Raw genomic sequence first — 21,922 nt, 5'->3', positions numbered from 1 at the left:
GGATAAAATCTCGAGTATGTGTTACAGTGATGATAGCATGTCTGGAACATGAATCGCAAACTGAATGACGAAGAAGTTTTTAGTGCACACAAGGAGGTTTTACATTGGGGACACTGGATCTGTTTCGCCTGGACGGCAAGACCGCGATTATTACCGGTGGTGGGCGTGGCCTGGGGCAGTATTTTGCGCAGGCGTTTTCCGATGCGGGCGCCAATGTGGTGCTCTGCTCGCGCAAACTTGCCGCATGCGAAGAGGTGCAGCGTGAGATAGAGGCCAGCGGCGGTCGTGCGCTGTCACTGGCGTGTGATATCACGAAGCTGAGCGATATCGAGCACGTTGTGGAGGCCACGGAGGAAAAGTTCGGCGCCATCGATATCCTGGTCAACAATAGCGGGGCCACCTGGGGGGCGCCGGCTGAAGATATGCCGCTTGAAAAGTTTCAGCAGGTCATCGATGTCAATATCAAAGGCACGTTTATGATGAGCCAGCAGGTTGGAAGGCGTATGATCGCTCGTGGGCAGGGGGGTAAGATCATCAATATCGCCTCGGTCGCCGGTCTGACCGGTGGCAATCCCAAATATATCCAGGTGGTTGGCTACCACGCCAGTAAGGCGGCGGTCATCAACATGACGCGCGACCTGGCGACCAGCTGGGCGCAATATGGGATCACCGTCAACGCCATCGCCCCGGGCTGGTTTCCCACGCGCATGTCGAACGCCCTGCTGGAGCGCTACGGGGAGGCCATGCTGGCCGATATTCCCATGGCCCGTTTTGGCCGAGCCGACGATATCAAGGGCGTGATCGTCTTCCTGGCCTCGCCCGCCGCGGCCTATATGACCGGGCAGACCGTCGTGGTCGATGGCGGCTCAACCGCCTGGTAACGCCGATCAATGTGATGTGTGAACCGCGCAGCAAGAAACCTGTACTATGTCAGTACAGGTTTCTTGCTGCGCGGCAGGTGAGATGTGGGTTGGGAGCCTTGTATGAGGAGCCCGGCGTGCCGTCGTAAAAGTTGTCCTGGGATGTATCACGAGTGCTATAATATTGATGTGTAAATGAATGATGTAGATAATAAATTTTAAATCTGGCAATGCAGTTGTATGCGCATGCCCTGGTTTAACAGGGATGTATGTCAGAAGGCAGATGACAATGGTTACAGAGATAAAGGATGCTCCCCGCGCGAAAAGCATTCCTGAAATTCCAGAGCCACCACTGCTTGGCTCTATGTTCAAGCACAACGCCGATCGCCTGACACTCTATCATCGTGTCGCGCGCGAATATGGTGATATCGGGTTGATGCATTATGGTCCCTTTCGCCTGGTCCAGCTTAATTCACCTGACCTGGTGCGCAGCATGCTGGTTGAGCATACTGCTGATTTCGACAAGGGCGATGGGATGCACAAAGCTTTTCATCCTATTATTGGCAATGGATTGTTTATCAGCGAGGGTGAACTTCATCGCAAGCAGCGCAAGCTCATGGCGCCATCATTCCAGCCGCGCCACATCGCGAGCTACGCCGATGATATGGTGCGCTACAGCGAGCAGATCCAGCGCACCTGGCACGATGGACAGGTGGTCGATATCGGCCATGAAATGACGCAGCTGACGATGAGCATTGTGGGCAAGGTTCTGTTTGATGCCGAGGTGTTTACGGAAGCGGATGAACTGGGTGCGGCCATGAGCACGGTGCTCTCGTTCGTCAATTACTCCCTCTCAAACCTGTTCCCGATACCGATAACGTGGCCGGTACCGCGCAGCAAAAGGGCGCGCCAGGCCCTGACGGTGCTTGATCGACGCATTAACCAGATGATCGCCGATCGTCGCGCCAGTGACAGCGAGAAAAACGACTTTCTCTCGGTCCTGCTGCGTGCCCGTGAAGATGGGAGCGGCATGGATGACAAGCAGCTGCGCGATGAATCTTTGACCCTGTTTGGCGCCGGACATGAGACGACCGCTACCGCTCTGACCTGGACCTGGTATCTGCTGGCCCAGCATCCCGAGATCTTCGCGAGGGTGCAGCGTGAGGTTGACACGGCCCTGCTGGGGCGCACCGCCACCTATGCGGACCTGGCTCAATTGCCCTACTCACTGCAGGTCTTCAAAGAGGCCATGCGCCTCTACCCACCGGCCTATGCGGTGTCGCGCGTTGCCTTAAGGGACTGTGACCTCAATGGCTATCCCATTAAAAAGCAGGATCTTGTGCTGGCTGCCATCTACGCCATCCATCGTCGCCCTGAATACTTCTCGAATCCCGAAATGTTCGATCCTGAGCGCTTCACGCCCGAGCGCGAAAAGCAACTGCCACGCTACGCCTACATGCCCTTCGGGGCCGGTCCGCGCATCTGCATCGGCAATCACTTCGCCCTCATGGAAGGTCATTTGCTGCTGGTCACCCTGGCTCAGCACGTCTCCTTCGAACTGGTAACGGGACAGCATATCGTGCCCGATCCCAATAAAACGATCACCATCCGGCCCCATGAGCCGATCAAGATGGTGGTGAAACGCCGTTCTGGCAAATAAAGGCCCAACGCAAAGAGGGCTGCCGGAGCGCGCTCCGGCAGCCCTCTTTGCGTTGAATCAAAAAAAGAAAAGGACATTGCCTTATGGAGATACCGTGGCGCCTGGTTACGCCGGCCGATTATACTGAGTTATTACCTTTATTACATGACGCTGATGAGGATGATGAACGGATTCGCAGCCTTGTCACGGATGGTCACCACACCTCTTACGCCTGGTGGCAGGAAGGGAAGATGGTAGGGGCGGTGGTCATGCGTTGGGAGGAGGAGTGCGGTGAGGTCGAATATATCGCCGTGGGCGAACAGTTACGGGGACACGGTCATGGCACAGCTATGCTGGCGCAGATAGTGACGGAAGCGCGCCGGCGTGGCGTCCGCTCGATTATCGTCGGGACCGACAATACCGCGCTTGGTACCATCGGCTTTTACCAGAAGGCGGGTTTTCGTATGGATCACGTGCGCCCCGATTTCTTTTCCTATATCCATCCGCCTATCGTCAATGATGGCATTCTCTTACGTGACATGCTGATTCTGCGCTATACTCTGGCCTGACAGATGTCCGGCAGAGGTCACTGGCATATCAATATCTGTCGTATAGTTAGAAGCAGGCAGCAAAAATTCTTTGTCAGAAAAAAATCCCTTGACGCTCCTGGGTAGTCGCGCTATCATCCTATACAATAGTATTTTTCGTAGAGGTATCATTTATTATCATGATGAAACGTTTAGAAGGGCGCAACCTCGCCCATCCCGGTTGTCTGATTGGTGTGACTCTGGGACTGATCATTGGTATCGTTTTAGCCGGTGTGCTGGCCGCGGGCTTTAACGTTGCCTTCAATACCGTCTTGCTGATCTGGTTGGGGATCACCATTGGACTGGGGCTTGTTGGCTGGATCTGGGGGGCATATATTACCACCAGGCAGCAGCTGGCGGCTATGCGTGCCAATGCGAATGCAACTTCTGAAGCTGCCGAACGTAATACCCCGGAGAGACAAAATCCTGACCTACCGGAAGGGCAATAAGAGAACCTATTTTGTTGCTCCCTCATCAGTAGATCTAGTAACTTGTGTCAAATTATGGTATAGTATGTCTACTCAACTCCACTATTTTTATCTTCGATGGAGTTGAGTAGAAGAGCAATGGGGCTCATGGGCAAAGACGTAGCGGATTTGCGTATCATTGTGGGGTGTATTCAAAGGCGTGTGCTTACCACTGGATACGATAGTCCCCCTTTGTTGTGTGCTGTTTGTCTTTTATATGTATGAACAGTACCACTGATCAGCACAGTAGAGGAGGCTCCTCATGTCCAATGAATTCCAGCGACCCGTCTCCGTAGATTTTGCTCCACGTGGTAGCGTCTGCGAATGGTGTGGCAAGCCTGCCGAACGGCAGCTCACGGCTATTGGTGGCACCTATCACAATGAAAGCGGCGTTTTTTGTCGCACCTGTGGTGAGCTGTTCGCCCAGGGCGTAGCCAATTCTCTTAGCGTCTCTACTTATGCGCAGCTACCCCAGCAGCAACAGTAGAGTATATTCATAAGCGTCGCTTTGTACTGACTACCACCCTGATGGATGTGTTGCATTTCATTTACAAAGAAGGGACTGACCTATTATTGGCCAGTCCCTCTTTATAATTTCTCCACCGGGCGATTATGCGTAGCGCTGCATATATTGTGCAATATCAAATGATTTAGATTCTTGTACCAGTTGATGGGCTGCCTGGTCCATAGTTGGGCGCTCTTCCTGGTAGAAGATGCCTGTATACTGTTTTTCCGTCTCCAGTGCCAGGGCTATGGCCTTTGCTTTATCATGGCTGTCATGACTGGAATCAATCGGGGTGACCGCTGCGTCCCAGGCATCGAAGGTATGATAGAAGGTCGGGCATGGGCTAAGCGCATGAATGAATGAGAACCCTTTATGTTGAACTCCCTGCTGGATTAACGTAGCCAGATCCTTCGGTTTTGCCGAGTAGCCGCGCGCTACAAAGCTGACATTTAAGGAAAGCGCGGTCGCGATCGGATTAAACTGCGAGGCCAGCAAACCATATGGCGTTGACTTTGTGACATGACCATGTGGCGACGTCGGTGAGGTCTGGCCTTTGGTCAGTCCATAAATCTCATTATCCATGACGACAACAGTAATATCGATATTGCGCAGGGCGGCATGGATCAGGTGTCCGGCGCCGATACTAAAGAAGTCACCATCGCCACCGACCGTAATCACATTCAGGTCGGGGCGTGCCATCTTGAGTCCCTGTGCGACTGGCAGGGCACGACCGTGCACGCTATGGAAACCAAAGGTTTTCATAAAGTGAGGGAAGCGGCTGGAGCAGCCGATGCCCGAGACGACCACCGTCTGGTCGGTTGGCAGCTTCAGCTCAGCCAGGCCACGGAATGCCGCATTGAGCACGCCAAAGTCTCCACAACCGGGACACCAGGTAGGTTTTACTTCACTCTTATAATCTTTTGGCGTCGGATTAATCAGTGTTTGAGTCATGATTAGTGAACCTCCTCAATTGCCCGCAGGATTTCGGCGGCGGTGAATGGAATTCCCCCATATTTATTCAGGCGAACAGCCTGCAGCCCATATTTGGCACCCAATAAATTTGCTAGCTGGCCCGAGTAGTTGTTCTCCGGTACGATCACCTTTTCTACCGAGGAGATAAACTCCTGAATCGCCTCGTCGGGAAGCGGGGAGAGAATGGTGGGATGGAGTGAAGCGACCTTCAGACCTTTAGCCCGCGCGCGATCCACGGCTTCCTGAATAGTGCCTTCAGTTGAGCCCCAGCCAATGATACCAACGGTGGCGTCTGCGTCCCCATAGCGCTGTGGTTTCGGCATCTCCGCCGCTGCTGTCGCCAGTTTGCGGAAGCGCTTCTGCATCATTTCAGTGTGATCTTCCGGCTCATAGTTAGGATGCCCGGCCTCATCGTGCTCCAGTCCGGTTGCTACATAGGCGGGGGCACCCGATCCAGGAGTGCTGATGGGCGAGATACCGGTTGGTGTATTGGCGTAGCGCTCATACTCATGGGCTGCCGCGCCTGCACCTACCAGCATGGGCTCCGCCTGATGGCCGTTGCTGCCATTGGAGGCGTGCTTGCCATTGTACTGAATGCGTCCGTGAACCTCAGGCTTCTTGAAGACGTGGCTATCGACGCTTTCAACACGCGCTGTTAGAGACTGATCGCTCAAGAACAGAACTGGCATCTGATAGCGCTCGGCCATCTCAAAGGCCTGGATGATCAACTCGTAGCAATTGGCCACGTTCGAAGGAGCCATGACGATGCGTGGCGTATCACCGTGTCCGGCGTTAAGCGCGAAGCTAAGGTCCGACTGCTCCATTTTGGTCGGCATACCGGTGCTGGGACCGGCACGCTGGGCATCAACGATAACCGCCGGCAACTCGGCCATCGAGCTCAAGCCGATCAACTCGGTCATCAGAGAGAAGCCGGGGCCCGAGGTGGCCGTCATCGCGCGCACACCACCAAATGATGCTCCCAGTACGGAGGCCAGGGCCGCGATTTCATCCTCGGCCTGCAGGAATGTCCCACCTACCTGTGGCAACTCCTTCGCCATTCCCTCCATGATATCGCTGGCCGGCGTGATGGGATAACCTGCGAAGTAGCGGCATTGCGCTGCCAGGGCGCCAGCAACAATAGCCTGATTTCCATTCAGCACTACACGATCGGCCTTCTCCACAGGACCCAGCAGGTAAGGATCGCTCTTGGTGATCTTTTCACTAACATACTTCTTCGCGACGTCGAGGGCCAGCAAATTCTTTTCCATTAGCGTTGCATTGGCCTTACGTGAGCGCGAGAGCTTCGACTGCACTACTTGAATGATGGCCTCAAGAGGGGGACCAAATAACCCGCAGATAGCTCCCAGCATCACCATATTTTTGGTTTGGAAGAGCTGAACCTCTTTACGCGCAATCTCATTAAAGGGAACGGCATACGTGATATAGTCGCCTGCTTCGGGCGTAAAGTCGGAGGGATCATACATAAGCACGCCACCATGGCGCAGTTCACCGACGTTACGATCATAAGCTTCTTTATTCAAGCAGATCAGGACATCTGCGTAATCACCCATCGATTTTACCGGGTGATCGCTAATACGAACCTGAAACATACAAGGCCCGCCGAGAATCTCGGCCGGGAATGTCCTGAAGGTATAGACATGATACCCCCAGCGAGCGGAGGCCAGGGCAAGGATGTCACCACCTGAGATGGTGCCCTCACCAGACTCACCGCCAATACGAATAGTTACTTCATTCTCCATTGAATGCCCCCTGGAAAAATGTTGACCGCGCCACTCATCAGAGCATAGCGCGGTATGTACAAAGTCGGGCTGTGCTTTAAGTTGGGGATTTTTGTCACAATAGCATCTATATATCCCTGTTTATGAATAAGGGATATAGGAGTCCTGTGAATACAGATTCTTCTTCCACGTGCCAGACAACACCAAACGGTCAGTATCAGCAAGTGCATAATACCATATCCGTTCCTAGCTGACTGAGCGGATATATCCTCAATCTAACTGTCCATTCTACTCGACTCTATATAGGTAAACATAGCACCTGGCTATTTCTATTATATCATACCAAATGGATGAGTGGACGCGCAAAATGATGAAATTACATTATATGCAACAATTTGCATCCAATCAGTGCCCAAAAAGGCTATATTTGATGGTATATTTGCAGATTCGAGCGGGAAAGATAGCATCAATGTCACGCTAATAAAAGGATCAGGCATCTTTTTGCTGAGCGCTAAAAGCGGAAGAACACAGATGAAATGTGTTGATACACTCTACCTGTGTTCTTTGCTTACCTGGTAACCATCAGTGTCATACTGCCTTGCGTTTGTCCCGATGTACTGGTCACGGTGACGGTTCCAGGATGGCGTGCTTTAACCAGCCCGGTGACTGTGTCGATGGAGGCGACGTGCGTATCAGAGCTCGACCAGAGATGTGAGGCTGGATTCTGGATCGGCATTTTGATGGCTGGTAGATCGCCGCCGGTTACGGTGGTACCGGTCGCTTTCACCTGCACGGTCTGTCCTACTTTGAGCCGGCTGCGGCTGGCCGTGACCTCGATCTTGCTCAGTACAGGCAATACCGCGAACTGCACCACCCCGTTGGGGCGAATATGGAACAGGGCATAATGCGAAAAGCCGCCCTGATTGGCCGGTGCATAGGCTGGCGCCCCGACATCGGCGACGACAAAATTGGGAATCCCATTTTTGACAGCAATCCCGTTGGTATCCAGTCGTTGTTCGGAGAAGCCACGCGCATGCCCAAACAACAGGACCACGTGCTTTCCCTCGTGTGTCTGCTCATAGCGATGGGCCAGTTCCTCATACATGGCCGCCTCAAAGCCATCTCTGAACTGGCTATTTTTAGCGGAATGAGGATCATAGGCCGGTACATGGGTGGTGATAAAGACGGTCTGTGCGGTGTTAGCATCTAATTGCTGTTTTAGCCACTCGTACTGTGGCTCGCTGGGTACCTGATAAGCATCAGAGCATAGCAGGCCGATATGTGAACTGTCTAGCACAATGAAGCGAGAGTTGCCCACCGTATACGCGTAATGAGTTGGCCCGAAGACTGCGGTAAAGTTCTGATCCTCCGGCGTGGCCCCCTGCGTAATCTCATGGTTGCCTACCGCGATATGATATGGCATGCCAAAGCCATCCATGATCGACTTTACATGCTGTAGATTGGGTAGTTGTCCATTTTCTACCATATCGCCTAATGATTGGACGAGCGCCGGCCGAGCCTGATTCGGCCAGCGCTGTAACTGTTTACCGATGGCTTTGAGGACCACCTCGCCGGTCGCGTCCGGGGCGGCCGCAGTGGTGTGCGCATCGTCAAAGGCGGCAATGGTTGTCCCGTCCTGGCTGAACTGGGTAGGACTCTGCTTGAACTGGAGCCAATCTGGATTGTGTGGAAATGGTTGATAAGGTGTGACCGCCAACGGGCGAGGTGGATATAGTGCCGCTAGCTTGCTAAAGTAGATATCCCCTTTGAGCTCGCTTTCCGGATTGTCGGCTACCAGGGCCAGGTAATTCAGACGCAATGGAAATGAGTAGGTGGACTGCAAGGGGATGGTGACATATCGCCAGTAATTGCCGATGGCAACTGTCGGGTAGATATTGGTGGCGGTATTATCGCTCTGATAGAATCCCACCTTCAAGGTCACATTCGTTGCGTTCAACGCACCCAGGGTCGCGTTGCCCTTGACCCATAACCCGAGGGCGGAAGGATAGCGACCATTCTTCGAGCCGATCAGTACATTCTCGGGCGCGGCGGGATAGGCGCTGATATTGTAGACCTTCTGGGCGCTGGCAAAGTCATAATGCAGATCCAGTGAGCCTACGTCACCAGGAGCCTGTTTCTCACTGGTGCTCAGGAAGATCGATCCGTCCGAGGCGATATGCTGCGCCGGCACCAGACCATAAGGACGTGGGCTGATATTAAGATAGCGATCGGTGACTCCCCAATTGCTGAGATCGGTCAGGGGAGTGATCGCCTCCGGTTCTTTGCCCACTGCCACGCTGACCGAGGCGCTCGTGCCGCCAAGGGTGGCCGTAACCTGTCCCAGCGTCACCGCCGTCTCCGAAGCGGTAAAGAGGCCATTCTGCGTGATGCTACCCAGGCTGTCCGGCGTGACGCTCCAGTGAACCGCATCGGCCGGGACCGCGATGTCTGTTCCATGAACGGTTGCCGACACCTGAAATTGTTGCTTCTGCCCATGATCCAGATCCGGGTCGAGAGGAGTGATATGCAGGCTGTCCACATGATCTACTACTGTTATCGGCAGGCTGCTCAATGCTTTATCCGCCCGGCCAACGAGCAAGCCATGGCCTGTTCGGTTACCAGCGATCAATCTTCCCTGTCTTATGCGAGCCAGCGTACTGGGATGAACGGTGAGTTGGACCGCGCGGTCCACCGTATTACTCATCGCGTCGCGGGCATAGGCTTTGACCGCGATCGACGTGTTTGTCAGCAGTGTAATCGGCTTGTTATTATTGATGACCACCGAGGTTGCCCGGCTCAGTCGCTCTTCGGTGCTGTAGACGAACAGACCGTTGGCTACCGGCCGCTCGCGACCATCGGATGGTGTGTTGAGCACAGAAACTTTTTTCTGGCCGGGGAGGCGCCCCACCATTTCTGAGGAGCCGCCACCATCAAACATCATCGCCTGGTAGGCACCATGAGCCAGGAGATAGCCCGCCATCTGTGGACGCGTCAGGCCACGCCCCCGAGTGATGCCGGCTTCATGACCATCGAACACCACGAAGATGGCATGCCTGCCATCCTGTGCCAATCCTACGGCCGTCAATGGATTATGCACATTCGTATCGCCTGGATTGGGAGCGATCGGATCATTGTAGAATTGCCCGTTTTTGATCAGGATTGGACCGCCACCTATGGCCTGGACCAGATTGTTATCTGGCACAATCTGTTGTGAGATCGATAAGGTATCACCCTTATGGAGCGTTGACCTCAACCACGCACCGGCCGTGCCACCTCCCACCAGAGCCTGTGTACCGCTGGGGAGCTTCTTCAACGTAGCCAGTTTTGTCTGCACCGTCCGGACGGTATAGGTATTGGTCCCAGGCATCCCCGATTGGAGGAGCACCACCGTATTATTGGTGAGCGGCATATCGCCGAGCGCAGGTGTAATCAGCGTGAGGCCGTTATCCCGAGCACCTGTGTAGCGATTGACGGAGTTCAAAACGCGGGTCGCCCCGCCTGCGGTAACCGTGCCAGAAAACGCCTCGTGGGCCATGGTGATCTGCCCATCACGGGTTACCCCCAGAACAGCATAGTTCCCTGGACTCTGGAGCAACTGGCCATTACGCATCACCATATTGATTGGATCGCCGGTGCCATTGATCTCAAAGAAATCACCATTGATGCCCGCCACAGCATGGGAGCGATTGGCCATCGAACTGAGGGTCTCATCGGAACTTAATAACTGCTCATGAGCCTGTACCACGCCCAGGCGCACATTTTTACTACCCAGGTCGACGTTTAACACGCTCGCATGCTCGGGACCTCCGACCGTTTTCAAAGTCTCGTTGTATGTAGTTACCCCACGTGTTAGCACCTGTAGGGGCGATTTATGTTGCTGCACCACCAGAGGCCAGCTGGGAGGTGTCGTGGGCAACCAGTTGTGGTTGTCTTCAGGGACCATCTGCAAATCTGAAACCGCCCGGCCAGCCAGGCAGAACGTTAAAAAGACCATCATGGTCGCACTCATACCGATGCGTGCTATGCGTCCAGCAAAATAATGGTGGAGGGTTGGCACCTTAGCTCTTTGCACAAAACTCATACGGCACTCTCAATGAATAAATGTGACGGTAAAAAGTAAAAAACGCTATAAAATCTTAACATGAAAGATAAAATTTTAACAGCGTAGGATTAAACATAAGAATCTACGTAAACATTTTACTATTGCAGTATTAATTAAAATTCATAAATAAGTTTTCCTTTCGTTAAAAAAAGATAACTCGTATCATAGAGTAATAAAGAGAAAAGGCGAGGCAGCCGAAAAAATCTGCTTGAAAGCCCTTCACAAACGGCAGAAGATATGCTACAATACTGTGCGCAAGGGCCCATAGCTCAGCGGTTAGAGCAGTCGGCTCATAACTGATTGGTCGCTGGTTCGAACCCAGCTGGGCCCACCCTATTGCTCAGGAAGCCAGTCCGGCATACTCATGCCAGGCTGGCTGTTTTCTTTTTGGCGGAAACCGGTCGAAGAAGCGCTGAATGATCAATCAGCTCAAAAATGTATGAGCGATCAGTGACCTGTGAGTGTGCCATTGAAAGGAAGACTTCTCATGATCACTCAAAAAATAATATGGGTAAAAATGTTAATCAACATAAAAGATAGATTAACATATTTTAATATTGTGTTCAATTGTTTTTAATTTAAATGTAATATTAGCACCAAAAAAAGGTACTATTGCTGATCAACACAATTGTTGTTTTCTGTTAATAACATATCCTGATGTAGGCAAGGAGATATGGTCATGGGGTGGTGAATCAATTGGATGCACAAAGTAAGGACCATGTGGTGGGAAAGGTTTCGGTACAGAACGGAACCTTTAACATTGTTGTGCCTGCGTAAGGGGCGGTGCTTGTTGAAATTACAAATTCCTGCTGGCTGATTTGTGCTCATGGAAGAAAGAACATTCGCGCTATTTACCAGAACCTGGGTAGGTGCAAATGTGTCGGCGCAATCTATTGCAAGAGTAGCATAGTATTTTATATATCTATGTGAGGATAGTAAGATTCTTCTTCAAATTAACTTACTATCCGCTCCCCCTTGGGGAATGTGCTTCAGGTTGTTCCTATTATTGTCTGGAATTATTCCGAGAGGAGGCACTCATGAGTAGATCACCGCTACAGTTGTTCCTTCCCAACCGCTGGGTACTCGCTATTGCTGCCGTTATCATGCAGCTCGCTCTGGGCTCTGTCTATGCCTGGAGCGTTTTTCTCAATCCGGTGATAGCGCTGTATCATGTTACAAGGATTCAGGCTAACCTCACCTTTAGCATCGTGTTACTCGCCCTGGGTAGCACTGCAGGCTTCGGCGGATACCTCAATAACCGCTTTGGTCCCCGCGTTATCGCCACAGCAGGTGGCATTCTCTATGGCCTTGGCCTCATACTTGCAACATTTGCGGCACCTCACCTGTTTCTCTTGTATCTCACCTTTGGCATCATTAGTGGTATCGGCGTTGGCCTTGGCTACATCGTTGCTCTCGCGATGCTCATCAAGTGGTTCCCTGACCGGCGCGGTTTCATCAGCGGCCTGGCAGCCACAGGCTTTGGCGGAGGCGCTGTGATCACAGGTCTGGTCGCTGCATCATTGATTAAGTCTATTGGTGTCAACAGCACCTTCCTCTGCCTCGGCATAGTCTATCTGGTGATCATTGTCATTGTGGCACAATGCTTCCGCACTGCTCCCGATGGCTATGCCCCTGCTGGCTGGATACCCTCAGCGCGCCAACAAACAGATCGCTCTGTACGTGAATATACCCTTTCAGAAGCATTACGTCTCCCGCGCTGGTATATCCTGTGGCTCATGCTGGCATTAAATGTCACCGCCGGGGTAGCTGTGATTTCGGTCGCCTCCCCATTAGCACAGAAATTCCCCGGTGTTGCTCCAGTGACGGCTGCACTTATTGTCAGTGACATTGGCATCTTTAACGCCTTGGGACGGCTCTTCTGGGGTTGGCTCTCCGATGGCATCGGGCGTCCTTTCACCTTTCTGAGCATCTTCGTTATTCAGGCCATCGTTTTCGCTCTTATGCCATCGGTTAGCAACTTTACCCTGCTCCTCATTCCGGCAGCCATCATTGCAATGTGCTGTGGAGGCGGTTTCGGCACGATGCCAGCTTTCACCGCCGACTTCTTCGGGCCAAAGAACGCCGGTACGATCTACGGCGTAATGCTCACGGCATGGAGCGCAGGTGGCATCTTTGGGCCAATGCTAATTACTAGCTTCGGTACAACCACCAACCCCGACTACGTGACACCACTCTACATCATCGCCGTTATTATGCTCGTGAGTGCAGCCCTACCACTCGTCGCTCGTAGACTTGCACGTCGTCGCGGTGACATTGTTGAGGTCACTGCAGCCCCTGGGCACTAGTGATACAGTCTCACACTTAAGAGCATCTCTGTGGATTTGCTGGACCGTGTCGTGGTTTTCAGGCCGGGTGACGGTCAGATCTCCCTTTTCAAGGTAGCGGATATAGGATTCTACAGGCTATGCATCCGCTACAGGTTTAGAGCGGATAGAAGATAGCAGGCGTATGAATTTGCGATCCCGGACGATATCAGTACCAGTGAGGTACGCTTCCAATGCTGCCTGTTGTAAGCCTGTACTGAGCGTGGGATAGGTATGAATCGTGTTCAAGATCTTTCCAATGGGGAGGTGTTGCTGCATAGCCAGGGCGATCTCTCCCAACAACTCACTGGCACCGGCACCAACAATATGTGCGCCGACAATCTGCTCTTTTTTGCCAGCCAGTACCAGCTTGATAAAACCGACTGTTTCATGCATTGTCTGGGCGCGGTCAATCTCTGACCAGGGCAATGTGACGGTGCGCACAGATGGATATTGTTGTTCCGCCTGTGTGGTTGTTAATCCAACTCTGGCAACTTCTGGATCGGTAAAAGTACACCAGGGGAGAACACGGTAGTCCACTTTTCTCTTAGCCACAGGTACCAGCGCATTCCGCACGGCTATTCCTGCCTGATAGGAGGCCACGTGTGTAAAAAGGTATCCTCCTATCACATCTCCAAAGGCATAAATGTTCCTGGCTGTTGTTTGCAAATGCTCATTGACCTGAATGCCTTGTTTGCTGGAATGAACCCCCGCCGCCTCAAGATTGAGATGTTCGATATTGGGTTGACGACCAACGGTCAGGAGCAGCTCATGTGCCGCAAACGATAGTATTTTTATGCCTTGTTGGGCCACTACTATCTTCTTTGTTCCCTCTGTATAGGTTTTTATGACGCGTGCATTCGTGATAATTTCAATGCCCTCAAACTGCAGCGTAGCAGTGATCTCCTGTGATACTATGGGATCTTCTCGTGGCAGGAGACGCTCTGGCCCCTGAATAAGGGTGATCTTTGTGCCCAGTCGCCGCAATGCCTGTGCCAGTTCTACGCCAACAGGCCCCCCGCCGACGATAACACATGACTCTGGCAGTGTCGTCAGATCAAACACATCTTCATTGGTCATATACCCGGTCGCCTGCAATCCTTCGATTGATGGCACTGCAGGACGCGAGCCTGTCGCCAACAAGATGTTACGACTGATGATTTTCTCACCCTCTAAAAGAAGCGTTGTTGGTGAGGTGAATGAGATCTGTCCAAATCGTACGGTGACGCCTTTAACATATGCCTTTTCCGCCACACTCACGCGCTGAATAGCGGCCTGTATATAAGCGCTCACCTTTGCCATATCAACACCTTGATATGTTGCTTTTAATCCAAATTGTGCATACTGCTTGATCTGTTGTACAATACGTGCCACATGGATCAGGCTCTTACTCGGAACACAACCATAATGGAGACAATCACCTCCGAGCCGTTCTTTGTCCACAAGGAGCACGTTGTTGCCAAGAGACTGCGCGAGATGCGCAGCGGTCAGGCCCGCTGAGCCACCACCAATAATAGTTACGTCGTAAGCCATAGATGATCCTTTCGGATTTTTGGAGACAAGGCGAGGACAAGCCTCGCCCTTCCCGACGTGCCTCTTTAGCTTGTTTTAACATACAGTAGTTTGACCTTTTGAGCAGCGGTTCTGCCAGCAGTAAGGATCACGAACGCCGCAAGCAGAATCAGCGCTACGGCTGGAGCAGCTTTCCCCACCGCGAAAACTGGCGCGTGGCCTGAGAGGAAGGAGCGCTCACCATAGAAGAAGAGCACGATCGCTACCACGTAAAAGAGTTTGCTGATCATCCGGTAGCCGATATTATCGCCTTTTTGCGCAATTGCTATCTTGTAGACTCCGCGTACCAGCAGGAGCAGGAATACAGCAATGATCCAGAGTAATAGTCCGGCTATATTTCCCTTTGGTCCTACCTGGTAGCCGTTGAGACCCACTGTCAGGTTGAAGTAGCTTCCATAAAACATAATTGTTAAGCCAAGGATGAGGAGTGTATCTGTGACCAGCAGGCGAGGGATCCAGCCCAGACCCTGCCATGTCTCAACGCGTCCTCGGATGCCTTCACGACCTATGAGCAAAAACATGCCAGGAACCGCAATACCTAGAAAGCTAATCCAGTTCCACTGTGGAGGTTTGAGTGCATCTCCTGCTAACTGGCCAATCGCGATCGCAAACAAGATGGTTCCCACTATCAGGATCACTCCATCACGGAGCATGATTGAGAAGGTTATGTGGCCCAGCGGACGAGCAGGCTTGGAAACTCCGGACAGGATTAACCCACCTGTCCCGAAGATCAAGCCGGACAGGGCAGCAATAAACTGAGCGAGGGCGATCATTGGCGACGTATAACCTAGATGGAAAGCCGTCATGGAGAAGCCAAAGTATAAAAACGCATTAGCCAGAGCGGCGTCACCGGGGAGTACCCCTATGCCATGGTGAATATGCTTTTCGCGCAAGATGGCCATCCAAAGCATAACAGCAGCGTGGAGCATGCCGATGCAGCAAACAATCTCAGCTACCTTGATGATTGTGCTCAGGCTGACAGCAATCTCCTGTCCCCTGAAGGCGATATTCAGTGGTGTAAAGAAGGACAGGATCAGCATGACAACGCTAAGAATGGTGTATACACATGCACTCAGAAGTGTGTATCGCTTTACAAACGTGTTCGGCGGCTCTTTTAACGAAACTTGCTCTGTCGTGTCAATGGAAAGCACCTTACTCATCTGAAATCTCCTTGTCTTGAATAGGTAATCTCTACTGCTTCACTTCCTTGTCTGTTTTCCTTTGTTTCTCTAGACCACTTTTTTGTGGAAATATTCCCGCCAATTTCAATCAAAAGTAAAGCACTACATTATGACTAGAATACCGGCAAGTGAGATAGTGTATGATGCTGCTAGTTTGCTATCTTGCTCATTGTGGGCAACCTTAATGCTCTCTCCTGCCACGTGGACGAAGTGACATCTCCTTTTTGTGATCCAGGCTAAAGTGAGGAGAAGATGCGCTCTGAGCTCAGTGAGAGGAGAGGGCTCAAATGAGTTGCGTTCTTTTTCTCGCCAAGATATGATGATACTCGAGGACATAAAAATTATGAGAAGAGGTCGCTGGTTTTCATCAGGCAACTAACTGAAAGATGCATGAGCTATGAAACTCACTAACCAGTACAGAGAGATGAAACTCTTCAGGCGTCTGGAAAGCATCTTTGACAACTTCCTAGATGGGGTTATTGTTTGTGATTTAGAAGAGAAGATGATCTATCTCAATGCCGCTGCTCATGCCCTATTCGAAGGGCCACAAAAAGCTGTATGGAAAGGAGCCAGATTCCAGCAGTTTCTCCAGTGTTATAGGGGGGAAAAGATATCGCAAAGTACACTCGCCTCCATGAGTTGGCCTTTAAATCTAGTTATGGGCGAAGAAGCGCCACCCCATCCTTCTGAAACACATTTTCTCTGTCTCCTTCCTTCAGGGCGGCAAATCGCGGTTCGCATGGTTCATTCTTCTCTGTATAATGACCAGAAACACCGTGTGGGAACGCTTCTCGTCTTGCAAGATATGACATATTTGTATGAAAAAGCTATTTATCTCCAACGGGTCTCAAAGGCTACATCGGCGTTGATTGATGCTATCGCACAGGTCCCCTATCATTTAGAACTCCCCTTACCAGAAGAAACACCGTTACTGTCTCCTGCAATCCTTTTGATAGCGCAGCAGCTCGTGGATGTCATCTGGCAGGTCCTGGAGTGCCAACATGTCACACTGTGGGCACCAGGGGCAGCAACTGGGCACATCTACTATATCACGGGAAGTGGCCTGACTGCCGAGCAAGAAAACTATCGTTGGGAAGCTGTAGGGCCAGCCATCCTCTCTGAGGTTTTCGATGATTCAACAATAGCTCTATTGTACGCGAACCAGGAGGTGCAAATCTCGACAGAGCAGATGCGCCTTCCGGCCACTGCCCCTCCAGACTATGGCCCTGGCATGCTCCTTGTGGTCCCGCTCTTCCTCACACAGCAACTCAGTGGGATACTAAGTGTGAAGAAGGCGGGAGTGGCCAGCGTGTACACGTTGGAAGATGTCGCGCTGATCAAAACTGTTGCGGCGCAAGCTATGCTCATCATTGAAGGCCTTCACTATCTGCAGGCGCAATCGGAGAAACGGAATGCTGCCGTATTGATGCATGAAATACATCGTCTAAGCAATGATTTCCTGACTCTAGCTGCGCATGAATTACGCACTCCACTCACGACAATCAAAGGCAACATTCAGGTAGCTGAGCGCCGCCTGAATCGTTTCAAGCCTGTCGCTACGGGGCAAAGTCTAGGCATAACTGGTTACCTTGAACAAATACAACAGCCTTTAGATTCGGCGACAGAGGGAGCGCGTGTGCAACAGCGAATCATTAATGCCATCGTTGATGACGCACGCTTGCAAGTCGGAATGTTTCAGCTATCCAAAAAAGACTGCGATTTGCTTGCTTTGCTCAGAGAGGTAGTGTTCGAACATCAGCACTCAGATCCCATGCATTCCATTGTTCTCGATATGCCCCCGATGGAGCAGGCGATCCCTGTTGTGGCTGATCCTGAGCGAATCAAGCAGGTTGTGGCCACATATCTGGAGAATGCTCTGCTTTCGTCTCCGACTGATCGGCCAGTGATGGTGCGACTCAGGGCCGAGGAGAATATGATACATGTCTCGGTTCATGACGAAGGAGCAGGTATTCCTGTGAAGGAGCAAGAGTGTCTCTGGGACCGTTTCTATCGCGGCAAAGGGAGTGCGGTCCAGCAGGAACTTGACCTGAGCATGGGGCTGGGCTTCTTTCTGTGTAAGGCCTTTATTGAACACCACCAGGGTAGTGTTGGGGTACAAAGTGAACCAGGTCACGGCGCTACGTTCTGGTTTACGTTACCACTGTGAACTGAGGGAAAACCAGAATAATGTACCAGGACGTTAGGATAGCAGGAAAATCAAGAAACAATACACTCGATCTGCTTTCATTGCTGTCCGACTGTTGAACGTATGACCCAGCATCGCCACATCCAACCAGCTGAGAAATTGCGACTGGATAGGACGTGTAGCCCGGCAGCCGCGCTGATCTGTTGTGCCTCGATCGGGGTGTATGCTTTGTTGTGCTGCGGGTCCACGTGCTTGATCAGCCATTCGAATGGTCGCCAGGGGAAAGGAAATGGGCGGCGCGCATAGTCCTCTACGACCAGTTGTCCATGAGGAGTTAGCAGTGCCCTCAGTCCTCGTAGTACGGCCTGCGGATCGTCCAGATAATGCAGAGTATTGGTGCAGGTGATCAGATCGAAAGAAGCTGGCTGGTAAGGCAAGGTGCTCATCTGGTCGCTTTTCAGGGTACCCTGTATCAGGTGGATGTGTGGCTGGTTTGCCAGCAACTGACTTGCCTGATCCAGCATGTCCGCACTCTGATCGATGCCATATAATTCGGCCTGTGGAAACAGTTGGGTGAGTTTTTGTAAAAGGAGCCCGGTACCACAGGCAACATCCAGGATGCGTACAGGCTGATCCTGATTTTTAGCCTTTTCGTATAGACCTGGTTTGTCGATTTGCTCAAGCGTAGCAGACAGCGTCTTCTCTGAAAAAGTTTTCCAGGTGCGGTTATAGGTCGTGGCTCGTTTCCCCTGATAATATGTGCTCATCTGGCAGGCTGGCTTTCGTGGTTGACTGTTCTGGATCGCAGACTGGCCAGAAGATAGATGACGCCAAGCACTAGCAGGCCCAGTCCTGGGAGCCAGAATGAGAGCATGAAAGGGATAAAGTTTGCCGGAGTCAGGTGCCTTGCCAGCAGTATCTCGATGATGCCTACTCCCATGACAATAATGGCCGGAGATAGTGCCCCATGTCCAACATAGCCGCGCCTGGCGGCGAAGGCGACGATGAGAAGTCCTATGCCGAGCGCGAGGATGTAGACCGGAAAGACCAGGTTGCCGGGTAACTGGCCGGTAAAGGTAAAGAAGACCGCGATCCCGATGGCCGTCGTCAGACTACTGGCGATCACCAGGCGGCCGGGATTGAACAGCGCTGCGATCAGCATGCCTATACCCAGAGACAATACCCCGAGTGGATATTTAAAAGGATTAGGATGCAGTAGCCAGGCCACCAACAGCGCGATGATTCCTAACAGGAGCAGAATATATGCCTGGCGCTGATCAGAATGGATCCGTGCTACCGAAAATGATCTGGCCATACGTGTTCCCTCTATGTATGTTTCTGGTTAGCCTATCTCAGGGCGGCGAAGGTTTGTAAGATGCCTCCGGCTAAAGCCCATAGGATAATGAAAAATATCCAGATGCCCCCATGCCGCCGGCGCGCCTCGCGCGTCGTTACCGTTTTAAACCATTGAGCGGTGACCGGACGGCTCAGGCGCCATACAATCAGGGGCGAGAAGATCAGCAAGATGATCTCCGTTACAAAGGGCCAGTAGTTGCCAATCCTGGCACTCTGATACAGGTTAACAAGCGAGATCAGGCCGCCTAGCGAGAGGACTATATTGGCCACGATTTGTATGCGTCGGGCCCAGTCGCGTCCACTGCGGACCATCTCGCCGAAGAGTGCTGGTAGACAGGCAACGATCAGCGCAATAATAAAAAACAGTATGCCGCTGATGCGCGTGTTTGAGGGGTGGAACACGAGCAGGTACACGGGCGTAAACAGGATCTGTACGGCCAGTCCCCAGTCAAAGGCGACGGCCATGCCAATTCCCTGTGGCGCGGTGGTTTTGTTGTCCGGCGCTTTTGTCCCCATGGATTTTTGCGTTTCCAATGCTATTTTTCCTTTTGTTTGCTCATACTACAACACGTCTGAGCCTGGATATTTTTACACGCTTTGCGGACATGCAAACGCATCTGATCATGTCGTGATAGCGTCGCGTGGCGCTCGTGTGCGACAATAGTGCCGAGTGCTACCTGTTGAAATGCATGATCCTTACACAAATAGTACCAGGAGAACCATGACCTATGCAAAAAGGTGCCGAACAGACCTTTGTGGTTGAACTGTTGACGACGCTGCGCGATAGCCGCTTCAGTCCGCGTGCCTGGGGACGTTTCTTCCTGCATTCCTGGCTGATGGCCTGTCAGACAGCCCGTGGGCATCCGTCCTTGAGACGCTCCTGGCTGCGGATAACCTGCCTCATTGGCGTGCTATCCCTGCTTATTTTGTTAGCCAACACCTTGTTGCTGGGTATCGCTGATACCGCGTACTTGCTGCCAGTCTTCGCTATCTGTATCGTCTGGCAACAGTGCGACCTGTTCTGGCACCTGGGTCTGAACCGCTCTGCATCTGACGGTCAGCTATTGCCCCATGTGGGAATCGCTAATACGCTTACCTGGGTGCGGGGACTGGGCACATGCTATCTGCTGGCCCGGCTCGTGGGCGGATTAACCATGTTTCCCGCTCTGACGCTGGTCATCTTTTTATCTGGCATCGCGACCGATATGTTGGATGGCTATCTTGCTCGCTACCTGCGCACGCAGAGCAGGTTGGGGCAGATCGCCGATGGGGAGACCGATTTCTGCCTCTATCTGACGCTCACGCTCATCTTCTTACGGGATGGTATGCTGCCGCTCTGGATCGGAGCGATCATGCTGCTACGCTTTCTGTTGCCCCTGCTGGCGGCGCTTGTAAGCTACCTGGCGCTGGCCCATCCCGTACGCTTTGGCTCAACATGGTGGGGCAAAGCCGCTGGCCTGACACAGTGCCTCTACTTTCTCTACCTGCTGCTGCCGGCCTCGTTGGCTATCCACATTCATTTTCTGGCTGCTCCGTTACTCTGCATCGTTATCTTTCTATTAATAGCTGCGCCCGCCGCCCAGTTGATAGCAAATATACGGCCGCAAGCCTCATCATAAGTGCTTCCTGGGCCGGGCGGCGATTTTTAAATTTTTAGATTTTTAATATTCTTTACGTGCCAGGAGCGTGACGTAGCCAAATGTGTTGGATTGGATAGCTGCTTTGGCTGCGCGGGCCAGCCTCTTTGCCTGTTCTATGTCAAACGAAGCTGGCAACTCGATTTTTTGCAGGCGCAGCAGCAGCTCTGTTCCCAGTAGCTTGCCTTGAATTTGCTCGACCATGTCATGCAGTGCCGAGTCATGGTTTTCAATGCGGGTGATATTCAGGCCCCCCTTCTCCAGGTAGCGGATATAGGACTCTACCGGTTGCGCATCCGCGATGCAGGCGATCCAGGCGAGCAGGCCCTGTAGATCCTCGGGCACCGCGCCTGTACATGTGAGATCGCTCAGACCCAACTGGCCCGTTGGCTTGAGGACGCGCTGGAATTCTAAGGCCGCCAGCGTTTTATCTGGGAATGTGCAGAAGGCGCACTCACAGATGAGCGCATCAAAAGAGTTGTCCGATACAGGCAGGTGCTCGGCATCCCCCTGTTGGAATGTGACGAGATGGGAGAGGTTAGCGGCAGCAGCCGCCCGGGTCGCCTGTTGGACCGCTTCCGCACCATACTCGATACCCAGAACCTGGCAGCCGAAGCGCCGGGCCAGCGCGATCGCGCTGGCCCCCTGCCCTGATGCCACATCCAGCACACGCTGTCTTTCCCCGAGGCGTAGCAGGGATCCCAGGTATTCGGTTAGCTTGATACCGCCTGGATGAAATGAATCGCCCAGCAGCAATCTGGCGGCATCGCTCTGATAGGCCAGCGCGCAGCACGCCTTCACCTTTGTAGCGTCAAATGTATGCTCTGTATTCATC

The 21,922-nt window shown here is 52.4% G+C and carries 17 protein-coding genes and 1 tRNA gene; 9 read left to right on the top strand and 9 right to left on the bottom strand.

Features of this window, described 5'->3' with window-relative positions; all coding sequences use genetic code 11:
• The first annotated feature begins 104 nt into the window (after positions 1 to 104).
• The 5 genes from AABA21_RS16970 (at position 105) to AABA21_RS16950 (ending at position 4,040) form a co-directional block, all read left to right on the top strand.
• The gene (locus AABA21_RS16970; protein ID WP_338252170.1) at positions 105 to 881 is read left to right on the top strand and encodes an SDR family oxidoreductase; all 777 of its coding nucleotides are present in this window, start codon (positions 105 to 107) and stop codon (positions 879 to 881) included.
• A gap of 268 nt (positions 882 to 1,149) precedes the next feature.
• Entirely contained in the window at positions 1,150 to 2,520 is a 1,371-nt protein-coding gene (locus AABA21_RS16965) for a cytochrome P450 (RefSeq protein WP_338252168.1), read from the top strand.
• Between the two features lie 83 nt (positions 2,521 to 2,603).
• On the top strand, positions 2,604 to 3,068 hold the full coding sequence (locus AABA21_RS16960) for a GNAT family N-acetyltransferase (RefSeq protein ID WP_338252166.1): 465 nt from the start codon (positions 2,604 to 2,606) through the stop codon (positions 3,066 to 3,068).
• Between the two features lie 158 nt (positions 3,069 to 3,226).
• Entirely contained in the window at positions 3,227 to 3,535 is a 309-nt protein-coding gene (locus AABA21_RS16955) for a hypothetical protein (RefSeq protein WP_338252165.1), read from the top strand.
• A gap of 280 nt (positions 3,536 to 3,815) precedes the next feature.
• Positions 3,816 to 4,040, top strand: a complete 225-nt coding sequence (locus AABA21_RS16950) for a hypothetical protein (protein WP_338252163.1) — start codon at positions 3,816 to 3,818, stop codon at positions 4,038 to 4,040.
• 123 nt (positions 4,041 to 4,163) lie between these two features.
• Here the strand turns inward: AABA21_RS16950 and AABA21_RS16945 are convergent, their stop codons facing one another.
• From AABA21_RS16945 to AABA21_RS16935, 3 genes are all read right to left on the bottom strand, one after another.
• Positions 4,164 to 5,009, bottom strand: a complete 846-nt coding sequence (locus tag AABA21_RS16945; RefSeq protein ID WP_338252161.1) for a 2-oxoacid:ferredoxin oxidoreductase subunit beta — start codon at positions 5,007 to 5,009, stop codon at positions 4,164 to 4,166.
• A gap of 2 nt (positions 5,010 to 5,011) precedes the next feature.
• The gene (locus tag AABA21_RS16940) at positions 5,012 to 6,790 is read right to left on the bottom strand and encodes a 2-oxoacid:acceptor oxidoreductase subunit alpha (RefSeq protein WP_338252159.1); all 1,779 of its coding nucleotides are present in this window, start codon (positions 6,788 to 6,790) and stop codon (positions 5,012 to 5,014) included.
• A 547-nt stretch (positions 6,791 to 7,337) separates the two neighbouring features.
• On the bottom strand, positions 7,338 to 10,826 hold the full coding sequence (locus AABA21_RS16935; protein ID WP_338252157.1) for a phosphodiester glycosidase family protein: 3,489 nt from the start codon (positions 10,824 to 10,826) through the stop codon (positions 7,338 to 7,340).
• A gap of 303 nt (positions 10,827 to 11,129) precedes the next feature.
• On the opposite strand from AABA21_RS16935, the gene AABA21_RS16930 reads away from it, so the two are divergent.
• Together AABA21_RS16930 and AABA21_RS16925 are read left to right on the top strand one after the other, a co-directional pair.
• Positions 11,130 to 11,202, top strand: a tRNA-Ile gene (locus tag AABA21_RS16930).
• A 706-nt stretch (positions 11,203 to 11,908) separates the two neighbouring features.
• Positions 11,909 to 13,177 carry an L-lactate MFS transporter gene (locus AABA21_RS16925; RefSeq protein ID WP_338252155.1) on the top strand — a complete coding sequence of 423 codons (1,269 nt, stop codon included), beginning with the start codon at positions 11,909 to 11,911 and terminating at the stop codon, positions 13,175 to 13,177.
• Positions 13,178 to 13,294: 117 nt separating this feature from the next.
• Here the strand turns inward: AABA21_RS16925 and AABA21_RS16920 are convergent, their stop codons facing one another.
• Entirely contained in the window at positions 13,295 to 14,728 is a 1,434-nt protein-coding gene (locus AABA21_RS16920; protein WP_338252153.1) for a dihydrolipoyl dehydrogenase family protein, read from the bottom strand.
• A 65-nt stretch (positions 14,729 to 14,793) separates the two neighbouring features.
• Complete coding sequence (locus AABA21_RS16915) at positions 14,794 to 15,927, bottom strand: hypothetical protein (RefSeq protein WP_338252151.1); 1,134 nt, start codon at positions 15,925 to 15,927, stop codon at positions 14,794 to 14,796.
• Positions 15,928 to 16,345: 418 nt separating this feature from the next.
• On the opposite strand from AABA21_RS16915, the gene AABA21_RS16910 reads away from it, so the two are divergent.
• The gene (locus AABA21_RS16910) at positions 16,346 to 18,115 is read left to right on the top strand and encodes a PAS domain-containing sensor histidine kinase (RefSeq protein WP_338252148.1); all 1,770 of its coding nucleotides are present in this window, start codon (positions 16,346 to 16,348) and stop codon (positions 18,113 to 18,115) included.
• Between the two features lie 77 nt (positions 18,116 to 18,192).
• On the opposite strand, the gene AABA21_RS16905 is transcribed toward AABA21_RS16910, so the two are convergent.
• The 3 genes from AABA21_RS16905 to AABA21_RS16895 are packed head-to-tail and all read right to left on the bottom strand — an operon-like array spanning position 18,193 to position 19,984.
• Positions 18,193 to 18,861, bottom strand: a complete 669-nt coding sequence (locus AABA21_RS16905; RefSeq protein WP_338252146.1) for a class I SAM-dependent methyltransferase — start codon at positions 18,859 to 18,861, stop codon at positions 18,193 to 18,195.
• Positions 18,858 to 19,409: a hypothetical protein gene (locus tag AABA21_RS16900; RefSeq protein WP_338252144.1), complete on the bottom strand. Its 552-nt coding sequence runs from the start codon at positions 19,407 to 19,409 to the stop codon at positions 18,858 to 18,860. The genes AABA21_RS16905 and AABA21_RS16900 overlap by 4 nt, the downstream gene beginning before the upstream one ends.
• A 32-nt stretch (positions 19,410 to 19,441) precedes the next feature.
• On the bottom strand, positions 19,442 to 19,984 hold the full coding sequence (locus tag AABA21_RS16895; RefSeq protein WP_338252142.1) for a hypothetical protein: 543 nt from the start codon (positions 19,982 to 19,984) through the stop codon (positions 19,442 to 19,444).
• A gap of 194 nt (positions 19,985 to 20,178) precedes the next feature.
• On the opposite strand from AABA21_RS16895, the gene AABA21_RS16890 reads away from it, so the two are divergent.
• Positions 20,179 to 21,069 carry a CDP-alcohol phosphatidyltransferase family protein gene (locus AABA21_RS16890; protein ID WP_338252140.1) on the top strand — a complete coding sequence of 297 codons (891 nt, stop codon included), beginning with the start codon at positions 20,179 to 20,181 and terminating at the stop codon, positions 21,067 to 21,069.
• 42 nt (positions 21,070 to 21,111) lie between these two features.
• Here the strand turns inward: AABA21_RS16890 and AABA21_RS16885 are convergent, their stop codons facing one another.
• Positions 21,112 to 21,921, bottom strand: a complete 810-nt coding sequence (locus tag AABA21_RS16885) for a class I SAM-dependent methyltransferase (RefSeq protein WP_338252139.1) — start codon at positions 21,919 to 21,921, stop codon at positions 21,112 to 21,114.
• Between the last annotated feature and the right edge of the window lies 1 nt (position 21,922).

This window comes from Dictyobacter halimunensis, from assembly GCF_036245075.1.
Note: the sequence above shows the minus strand (reverse complement) of the source record. Positions and strands in the feature narration are given on the sequence as shown.

Coding starts and splice junctions, on each gene's coding strand:
- AABA21_RS16940 (WP_338252159.1), bottom strand. CDS start 6,790: ATGGAGAATGAAGTAACTATTCGTATTGGCGGTGAGTCTGGTGAGGGC.
- AABA21_RS16950 (WP_338252163.1), top strand. CDS start 3,816: ATGTCCAATGAATTCCAGCGACCCGTCTCCGTAGATTTTGCTCCACGT.
- AABA21_RS16945 (WP_338252161.1), bottom strand. CDS start 5,009: ATGACTCAAACACTGATTAATCCGACGCCAAAAGATTATAAGAGTGAA.
- AABA21_RS16920 (WP_338252153.1), bottom strand. CDS start 14,728: ATGGCTTACGACGTAACTATTATTGGTGGTGGCTCAGCGGGCCTGACC.
- AABA21_RS16910 (WP_338252148.1), top strand. CDS start 16,346: ATGAAACTCACTAACCAGTACAGAGAGATGAAACTCTTCAGGCGTCTG.
- AABA21_RS16900 (WP_338252144.1), bottom strand. CDS start 19,409: ATGGCCAGATCATTTTCGGTAGCACGGATCCATTCTGATCAGCGCCAG.
- AABA21_RS16905 (WP_338252146.1), bottom strand. CDS start 18,861: ATGAGCACATATTATCAGGGGAAACGAGCCACGACCTATAACCGCACC.
- AABA21_RS16960 (WP_338252166.1), top strand. CDS start 2,604: ATGGAGATACCGTGGCGCCTGGTTACGCCGGCCGATTATACTGAGTTA.
- AABA21_RS16890 (WP_338252140.1), top strand. CDS start 20,179: ATGCAAAAAGGTGCCGAACAGACCTTTGTGGTTGAACTGTTGACGACG.
- AABA21_RS16965 (WP_338252168.1), top strand. CDS start 1,150: ATGGTTACAGAGATAAAGGATGCTCCCCGCGCGAAAAGCATTCCTGAA.
- AABA21_RS16885 (WP_338252139.1), bottom strand. CDS start 21,921: ATGAATACAGAGCATACATTTGACGCTACAAAGGTGAAGGCGTGCTGC.
- AABA21_RS16925 (WP_338252155.1), top strand. CDS start 11,909: ATGAGTAGATCACCGCTACAGTTGTTCCTTCCCAACCGCTGGGTACTC.
- AABA21_RS16955 (WP_338252165.1), top strand. CDS start 3,227: ATGATGAAACGTTTAGAAGGGCGCAACCTCGCCCATCCCGGTTGTCTG.
- AABA21_RS16915 (WP_338252151.1), bottom strand. CDS start 15,927: ATGAGTAAGGTGCTTTCCATTGACACGACAGAGCAAGTTTCGTTAAAA.